This is a genomic window from Paenisporosarcina sp. P5_A11, from assembly GCF_056400705.1.
This window is the reverse complement of record NZ_JBFUKT010000146.1, coordinates 1-8,554: the sequence shown is the minus strand read 5'-3', so window position 1 is coordinate 8,554 and position 8,554 is coordinate 1. Positions and strand designations below refer to the sequence as shown.

The window sequence follows — 8,554 nt, the reverse complement described above, 5'->3', positions numbered from 1 at the left end:
TCACTTGAAGGGCTATATTTTAAGACGTTTATTATCTTTAATACCAGTTCTATTTGTAGTTGCAGTCGTTGTTTTTTTATTAATGCATATAACTCCTGGTGATCCTGCCGCTGTTATTTTAGGTCCAGAAGCATCTCCTAATGAGATTGCTGAACTCAGAGAAAATCTCGGTTTAAACCGACCTGTTACTGAACAGTTTGTTTCATGGTTTGGTGGTGTGCTTCAAGGAGATTTAGGTAATTCTATTTTTATGAAACAGCCAGTATTACAAGCTTTTTTTGAACATTTAGGACCCACTCTCTCTTTGGCAATTATGGCTCAAATTCTAGCAATTGTAGTTGCAATTCCTCTTGGTATTCTCGCTGCAAAATTTAGAGGGTCTTTCTTGGATCAAACCTTCATGGGCATCTCATTGTTAGGAATTTCCATACCAAGCTTTTTGTTAGGGTTATTTTTAATCCTTTTGGTTGGTGTTGAACTAAAATGGCTTCCTGTTGCAGGATATAAACCACTTAGTGATGGATTATGGAACCATATTAAATACCTAATCCTTCCTGCAATAGCACTTGGTTCTATGCAAGCTGCCCTTATTGCACGAATGACAAGATCCTCTATGTTAGATGTGTTAAATGCAAACTATATAAAAACAGCACGTTCTAAAGGTGTTAAAGAGAGTTTTATCGTTATCAAACATACTTTAAGAAATGCTTTTATTCCAATACTCACTATTATTGGACATACATTTGGAACTCTTGTTGCAGGTGCTGCTGTTGTTGAAACAGTTTTTAACATTCCGGGAATTGGGCAATTAATTATCAATTCTGTTGAACGACGTGACTTTGCTGTCATACAAGGTTCCGTTCTGCTAATTGCTGTGAGTTATGTACTGATTAATTTAGTCATCGACTTACTATACGGCGTTATCGACCCTCGAGTTCGATTGGGTAGAAAATAGAAAGGAGTTGACATAAGTGCAAAACTTATTAACTACTGAACAATTAAACTCATTGAAAAGCGAAATGAAAAAGAAGCATAGAGATTTGTTAGTGAAAAGATTTTTTTCTAACAAACTTGCGTTATTTGGTTCAATACTAATGACTGTTATTGTTTTACTCGCGATAATTTCTCCCTTCTTTACTTCCTTTACGCCCTATGAGTTAGATCCAGTGAAACGACTTCAACCTCCTGGTGCGGAACACTTTTTTGGAACAGATAATTATGGTAGAGATCTTTTTAGTCGAATAGTAAACGGTGCCAGAGTATCTCTTATCATCGGTTTTGCTGTTGCGATAATAACATCCATCTTAGGAATGATTATTGGGCTTTATTCCGCTTACTATAAAAAACTAGACGGAGTATTAATGCGTATTTCAGATGGATTAATGGCTTTTCCAGCAATTTTATTAGCCATTGCGATTATGGCTTCACTAGGACCTAGATTAGAAAATGTAATTATTGCTCTGGTCATTGTTTTTACACCTTCTGTAGCTCGAACGGTTCGCTCTGCTGCATTGGTAGTAAAGGAACAAACCTATGTCGAAGCTTTAAGGGCGCAAGGTGCAAGCGCATCTCGCATAATCTGGTTAAACATAGCAACAAATGTTTTATCTCCACTGATTGTCCAAGCAACTTTCATTTTTGCGGATTCCATCATTATCGAAGCCGCACTAAGTTTCTTGGGTGCTGGAATTCCTGCACCTGATCCAAGTTGGGGAAACTTATTGTACGATGGGAAAACGGTGATTTTTAACGCTTGGTGGATGACACTATTCCCTGGTATCGCCATTATGCTTAGCGTTTTTGGTCTTAATCTATTTGGAGACGGCCTGAGAGATTTATTAGATCCACATACTAATAAGGCAAAAAAATAAAAAAACTGCGTGGTGATACAATGTCCGACTTACTTTTAGAAGTGAAAAATTTAAAGGTTCATTTTGATACTGAAAATGGTCGTGTCACAGCCGTTGATGATGTATCCTTTTCTGTTAAACAAGGAGAAACAGTAGGGGTTGTAGGCGAATCTGGTTGCGGAAAAAGCGTTACTGCAGAGTCTATACTTCGTCTCTTAGACGAAAAACATACAAATTATGAAGGAAATATTTTTTTTCAAGAAAAAGATATCTTAAGATTTAGATACAGTGAACTACAAAAACTTCGTGGAAATGATATTTCAATGATTTTTCAGGATCCAATGAGTTCTCTAAATCCCGTTTATACAGTTGGGAATCAAATCGTTGAAGCACTATTACTTCATCAAAATTTAACAAAGAAAGAAGCAGAAGAAAAAGCTGTAGGCATGTTACGTTTAACCGGGATCCCGCTTCCTGAAAAAAGGGTCAATGAGTATCCACATGAGCTTTCTGGCGGTATGAGACAACGTGTCATGATAGCAATGGCGCTATCTTGCAAACCAAAGTTATTAATTGCAGATGAACCAACTACGGCACTAGATGTAACAATCCAATCTCAAATACTAGATTTAATTAAAGATTTAAAAGACGAATTTAACATGGGAACTATCATGATTACTCATGATTTGGGTGTTGTTGCAGAGGTTTGTACGAAAGTTGTTGTTATGTACTTGGGCCAAGTAATTGAAGAAGCTTCAGTGGAGTCTATTTTCTCCTCCCCTCTTCACCCATACACCCAAGGGCTTTTAAAATCTATTCCACATATTGAAGGTCCTCGTGATGAAAAACTTTATGTCATTGAAGGAAAAGTTCCAACTTTAAATCAAATTCCAGCGGGTTGTCGTTTTGCCCCTCGTTGTGAATTTGCAACTAATTTATGTAGAACAGAGAAGCCTCAATTAGATTCTTATGAAAATGACCGTAAAGTACGCTGTTGGCATTTCAAAGAGATTCAAGAAAAAGGAGGTGTAATGAATGGTAACCGAAATGAGTCAGACAAAGTCAGATCCTAAAATAGAAGTAGCACAAAATATTATATTAGAAGTGAAAAACTTAAAAAAATATTTTCCTATAACAGGTTCTTTTAATAAAACTGTTACTCATGTAAAAGCAGTAAATGACATCTCTTTCAGTCTAATTCAAGGTGAAACCTATGGATTAGTAGGAGAATCCGGATGTGGAAAAAGTACTACTGGACGAACTCTTCTAAGATTACTCGAACCTACCGAAGGTGAAGTTTTCTACCGTGGACAAGATATCAATAAGTTAAAGAATTCTGATCTCCGAGATATTCGAAGAGAACTACAGATGGTTTTCCAGGATCCTTATTCCTCTCTTAATCCAAGGAAACGTATAGGGGCCATTTTAGAAGAAACATTGAAAATCCATAAAATCGGAACTAAAAAAGAACGTACAGAGCAAGTAATGAATATTTTAAGTAAAGTTGGTTTTCAAAGAGAACATTACTACCGTTTTCCACATGAATTTTCAGGTGGTCAAAGACAACGAATTGGTCTTGCACGGGCATTAATCATCAATCCTAGCATCATCATTTGTGATGAACCTGTATCCGCGTTAGACGTATCAATTCAATCTCAAGTATTAAATTTATTAGAAGATATGCAGCAGGAATTCAACTTAACTTACTTGTTTATCTCTCATGACTTAGGTGTAGTTCGGCATATCTCTGACCGAATTGGAGTCATGTATTTAGGCAAGTTAGTAGAGGAATCTCCTACAGATGAGTTATATGATAATCCGTTACATCCATATACAAAAGCTCTACTGTCTTCAATTCCGGTGCCTAATCCATTCATAAAACGAGAAAAAATAAAATTAATTGGTGAAATCCCTTCACCAGTCAATCCTCCAAGTGGTTGTGTTTTCCACACTAGATGTCCGTTTGCGATGGATGTATGTAAAGAAATTGAACCAATAATGAAAAAGATGGAACATGGACACAAAGTAGCTTGTCATCTTTACTAACTCAATCGGAGGTTATCATATGCTAATCGAAAAAGTTGTTATACGGAAAATGAAAATGGATTTGAAATTCCCTTTCCAAACGAGTTTTGGAACAGAACAAGAACGTTTATTTCTCATTACTGAAATACACAGTGGTAATCAAATAGGATATGGCGAATGTGTCGTTAGCTCTAATCCATATTACAGTGAAGAAACTGTGTCTACTGCATTTTCAATCATAAAAGAATTCCTATTACCTCTTATTCTTGGAAAAGATATTCAGCATCCGGATGAAGCAAACAAAATGTTTAGACGCATTCGCAGAAACAACATGGCAAAATCAGCAATTGAAGGCGCTCTTTGGGATCTTTATGCCAAAACGCAAAATAAACCTCTTGCGGAAGTCATAGGTGGACAGAAATCTGAAATCACTGTTGGCGTAAGCATTGGGATTCAAGAAACGAAAGAAGACTTGCTTGAAAAAGTAGAGGAATTATTAAAACAAGGATTTAAAAAGATTAAAATTAAAATTAAACCTGGAAAAGATATTGAATATCTTCGTAGTGTCCGAGAAAAATTTGGCGATATACCAGTCATGGCAGACGCTAACTCTGCTTACACTTTAGATGATCTTGAATTGTTTAAAGAAATGGATAGCTTGAATTTAATGATGTTTGAACAACCTCTAGCTCATGATGACATTATTGATCACTCTATTTTACAGAATGCAGTTCAAACTCCGATTTGTTTAGATGAAAGTATTCATTCAGTAGAAGATGCACGAAAAGCAATTGATCTTGGTAGTTGTAAGATTATTAACATTAAAATCGGCCGTGTTGGCGGTATTTCTGAAGCAATAAAAATTCATAATTTATGCCAAGAAAATAATATTCCAGTGTGGTGCGGAGGAATGCTTGAATCTGGAATAGGAAGAGCCTTTAACGTTGCAATCACTTCTTTACCAAACTTTACAATTCCAGGAGATACGGCTCCTTCTGCACGTTATTGGGTGAAAGATATTATAAAGCCAGAAGTAACTATGGATGCTGAGGGACATATTCAAGTACCCACAACTCCTGGAATCGGTTACGAAGTCGATCAAGAGGCTCTGGATCAGTATACATTGGAAATATTTGAGTTTACGAAAGAGTCCTTGCTACTACCGAACTAGCTAGCTAATCTTATAGATACCAAACTATTTCATTATATTTACCAGTAGTAACCTGTACATCCAATGCAATTCCATCGATACAAAAGTTCCAATTAGCAAGAGTTTGGAACTTTAGCGGTACCTATTGTCTCTCCTAGCGACAAGTAGGGATGCAATTTCTGTATTGTTCACGTTGACTCCTTTGTACTAGTTGTAGTCTCAAAATCTTATTCTTATAACGGTACATGTTTTTATACTTCATCACCTTGCATTGAATTAAAATATTGGTATGTAAGTTATCCATATAGTTATAGTTATATTCAAAACAAAGACAGGAAGCACTAGGTGATTTCACCTCGTGCTTCCTGCTTTTAATTAATTCACCTGAGCGTTCAGAAATTCATAGGAAACCGTACAGTCACAGTAGTACCTTGATTCACCGCACTCTGGAACTTGATTGTTCCTTTGTATTTTTCAACAATATTAAAGCAGATCATGAGCCCGAGTCCTGTCCCTTTACTTTTTAATGAGTAAAATGGAGTACCCAAGGCTTGTACCTGTTCTTCTGACATGCCAAAACCTGAATCAATTACTTTTATTTCAATTTCTTTGTTTTTTTGCTGCTCTGCCCTGATTATGACAGAATCATCTTTAGTAGAAACTTCAATTGCATTTTTCACTAAGTTCATGAATAATTGTTTAAATTCAATGGTATTGGCCGCTATGTATAGGTCTTCGTCCACTTGCAAGTCAATCTTATTTTGATGGTAAAGTCCATAGGACATGAGCAAACCTGTCACACTTTGCAAGGCATCCCGGACATTAACGGTTTCCATGTGTTGATGTTCATCCGGTTTTGCTATAGACAAAAATTGGGATAAGACATGTTCCGCCGTCTTCAGCTCATCAATCATCAAAGATAAGTGCATTTTCCCTTCCTTGCTGAATGAGTTGTTTATCTCATAAAACTGCAATAATCCCTTTACGACCGTAAGGGGATTTCGTATTTCATGTGCGACTGCGGCTGCTAATTGGCCGGTTGTTTTCAGTTTCTCTGATTGCTGCAACTTTTCAAAAAACATTTGCTGTTTTTTGATTCTTTCAGAAGATAAATGAAAAATGAAATAGAGAATGACTTGTGTCCCCATGAAATTGTTGATATTCCCGAATAAGTCCTGCTTGATATGCGCAAAATCATTCCCCTGGTCAAAGAACATAATATAAATGAACGTCGAAGTGATCAACAGTACATTAAAAACAAAAGAAAAATAAAACAGCTTCGAATCGAAAAACAAGATTGAAAACGCCGGAATAAAACATAGCAACGTAAAAGAAGACCATGTATCAGGATATAAAAAGAAAAGCATATAAAAGAAAATAGAGGCGATTGTAATAATGATCTTTCTAAAAAAGTGGCTTCCATACCTCGGATAAATAAACAAACTCGCTGACAATAATACGACTAATGCACAATGAAAAATGTATCCGAGATCTGTCTCTTCAGATCTCGGATTGAAGAACAAAATTCCAATCACCATCAGAACGGTGGAAACAAATGCGGTGAGGTAATATAGTTTTTGGTTTCTATCTTGTTTAAAATGCTTCACGGACACACACCTTTTGTTATCATTAATTCTTCAATTAGTTTAGTATACTCTTTTTGAAACTTTCTGACTATAAAGCAAATTCCAGAATAGGAGGCTGAACCTATTTCAGGTTCTGATATTCTCCTATTCGTGTCTCACAGATGGGTCGAATTCCCCTCCTCAACACTACTAAATGAACGGCAAAGACGGGCGAAGTGAGTTTATAGTCTTCTTCGACCGTCTATTCCCCCCGGGGAAAAGTGACAGAATTAAAGGACAGCATTCATTGAATGTTGTCCCTTCAATCACTGTCACTCTATTTTCTCGCCAGTGCTGGACAGGATTTTCAGCTGTCCGTTTTCATAGCCTACTTCATAGTCAAGTTTGTACTAGGAATATGTGCTTCCTTTATTCATGAGCTTCTCTCCCGTGATGAAAATCGTCACACTCACATCATCCTTATTTTGATCGGTGAGCATTTCATCAATCGAAACCGCAGCTGTACGCAAATAGCCATCCCGAAATAAATCCTTACATGTAAGTAATTTCTGTTAATTTATGAACAAACCTTCTTGGAAAATAATAAAAAGCGTCCGAATTTGCAATTGGACGCTTCTGGATTTTTCATTAGCTTTGAGTGGCAACTTGAAGAGCACCGTCTTTCTCCTGTGTGTTTCAGGAGGTTCAAAAGGTAATTTCTTCGACTTCTTTTGATGTTGTTATTTCATCCATTTCGGCCACAACTTCGGATACTGCTAGATTTCCTATATAGTTTTGACGGTCTCCAACAGATTCTAACCTAAAAACACTTACAGTCAAAATATTAGAAAATTTTATGACACAGGAACTCAATGTTTATTTAACTAACAAGCCTCTAGCTTCTCTGAATTCTGTAATATGCTTATCAAGGATATGGCCTTTGTCGATGACAATTGCGTCATGAATCATATCCGACCAAGTTCCCTCAGAGAGCATATCTACCATTGTGCAAAACTCTTCGCTTAAAACTTTTGAAACTGTATGTGGAAACATTGCAGGCGTATTATCAACTGTATAATGTATAACTCCATCAACACTATAGACTGGATCATCGATGCTTGAAGGACGAGAAGTCTCAATTTCTAAATTAGGATCACAACTTACGTCTACAATCATCGCACCCTTTTTAAGGTGTTTTAAATCTTCTTTATATATAATTCTATCTGTTCTGCTTGTATCCCACATAACGCAGTTCACTAGAACATCATATTCATTCATATTTTTTCTAAAAAGAGATTCCAATTTTCTACCGTAAACGTCAACATTTGCGCCTAATCCATGGAGAATTCTAAGAGCCCCTTTAGCAGTATGGCCATTCCCTAGAATTGCAACTTTGGTTTCATACGGCATCTTACCACAGTATTGGTAAGCTTGGAGAATAGCAGCTTCTCCAGCAATTTCTCTATTCCGATAAAAGATATATCTTCCGCCATCAAACATTTCTTCCCAGGCAATGACTGTATGATTTCCTGCTAATACTGCATCTGTGAATTTAATATCTTGAACTGCATGTGCCCAGCCGATCAACAGTTTGCCAGGTGGCAACTTTTCAAAATAATCAGCATCACCTAATTTAACATCGACAATCGCGTCACACTCCAATACACGATCTCTAGAAACGATATGTACCCCATGAGTTGCATATTCTTCATCAGAATAGCCTAAATCAATACCATATCCCTCTTCAAAAAATAACTGTCCAACAAATGTTATTTTCGGTAAGTCCTTTGGTAGTATCGCTCTTCTTTTTTCATTGTTCTTATGACTTATTACGAATCCAATTGTATAAATAGTAAAACTCCTTTTATGAAATAATATAATTTTTATTGAATTAAATCTCTTATCTCTTACCTCCTTTTATGAAATAATATAATTTTTATTGAATTAAATCTCTTATCTCTTAC

At 36.3% G+C, this 8,554-nt stretch carries 7 protein-coding genes; 5 read left to right on the top strand and 2 right to left on the bottom strand.

What is annotated here, in order from left to right; all coding sequences use genetic code 11:
* The first annotated feature begins 4 nt into the window (after positions 1 to 4).
* From AC1DOS_RS15530 to menC, 5 genes are read left to right on the top strand one after another with little or no spacing between them, the layout of a single operon-like run.
* Complete coding sequence (locus AC1DOS_RS15530; protein WP_477538228.1) at positions 5 to 955, top strand: ABC transporter permease; 951 nt, start codon at positions 5 to 7, stop codon at positions 953 to 955.
* 16 nt (positions 956 to 971) lie between these two features.
* Entirely contained in the window at positions 972 to 1,871 is a 900-nt protein-coding gene (locus AC1DOS_RS15525; protein WP_477538226.1) for an ABC transporter permease, read from the top strand.
* Between the two features lie 20 nt (positions 1,872 to 1,891).
* Complete coding sequence (locus AC1DOS_RS15520; RefSeq protein WP_477538225.1) at positions 1,892 to 2,923, top strand: ABC transporter ATP-binding protein; 1,032 nt, start codon at positions 1,892 to 1,894, stop codon at positions 2,921 to 2,923.
* Positions 2,886 to 3,896: an ABC transporter ATP-binding protein gene (locus AC1DOS_RS15515; protein ID WP_477538224.1), complete on the top strand. Its 1,011-nt coding sequence runs from the start codon at positions 2,886 to 2,888 to the stop codon at positions 3,894 to 3,896. Before AC1DOS_RS15520 ends, AC1DOS_RS15515 begins: the two co-directional genes overlap by 38 nt.
* Before the next feature lie 19 nt (positions 3,897 to 3,915).
* Positions 3,916 to 5,046: an o-succinylbenzoate synthase gene (menC, locus tag AC1DOS_RS15510; protein ID WP_477538223.1), complete on the top strand. Its 1,131-nt coding sequence runs from the start codon at positions 3,916 to 3,918 to the stop codon at positions 5,044 to 5,046.
* 371 nt (positions 5,047 to 5,417) lie between these two features.
* Here menC and AC1DOS_RS15505 read toward each other — a convergent pair whose 3' ends face one another.
* Both AC1DOS_RS15505 and AC1DOS_RS15500 read right to left on the bottom strand, forming a co-directional pair.
* Positions 5,418 to 6,632, bottom strand: coding sequence for an ATP-binding protein (locus AC1DOS_RS15505; RefSeq protein ID WP_108587272.1), 1,215 nt, complete (start codon positions 6,630 to 6,632; stop codon positions 5,418 to 5,420).
* An 834-nt stretch (positions 6,633 to 7,466) separates the two neighbouring features.
* Positions 7,467 to 8,420, bottom strand: a complete 954-nt coding sequence (locus tag AC1DOS_RS15500) for a N(5)-(carboxyethyl)ornithine synthase (protein WP_477538227.1) — start codon at positions 8,418 to 8,420, stop codon at positions 7,467 to 7,469.
* Positions 8,421 to 8,554: the final 134 nt, after the last annotated feature.

Excerpts from the sequence above, each read along its gene's own strand:
- AC1DOS_RS15520 (WP_477538225.1), top strand. The coding sequence starts at position 1,892 with ATGTCCGACTTACTTTTAGAAGTGAAAAATTTAAAGGTTCATTTTGAT.
- AC1DOS_RS15515 (WP_477538224.1), top strand. The coding sequence starts at position 2,886 with ATGGTAACCGAAATGAGTCAGACAAAGTCAGATCCTAAAATAGAAGTA.
- menC (WP_477538223.1), top strand. The coding sequence starts at position 3,916 with ATGCTAATCGAAAAAGTTGTTATACGGAAAATGAAAATGGATTTGAAA.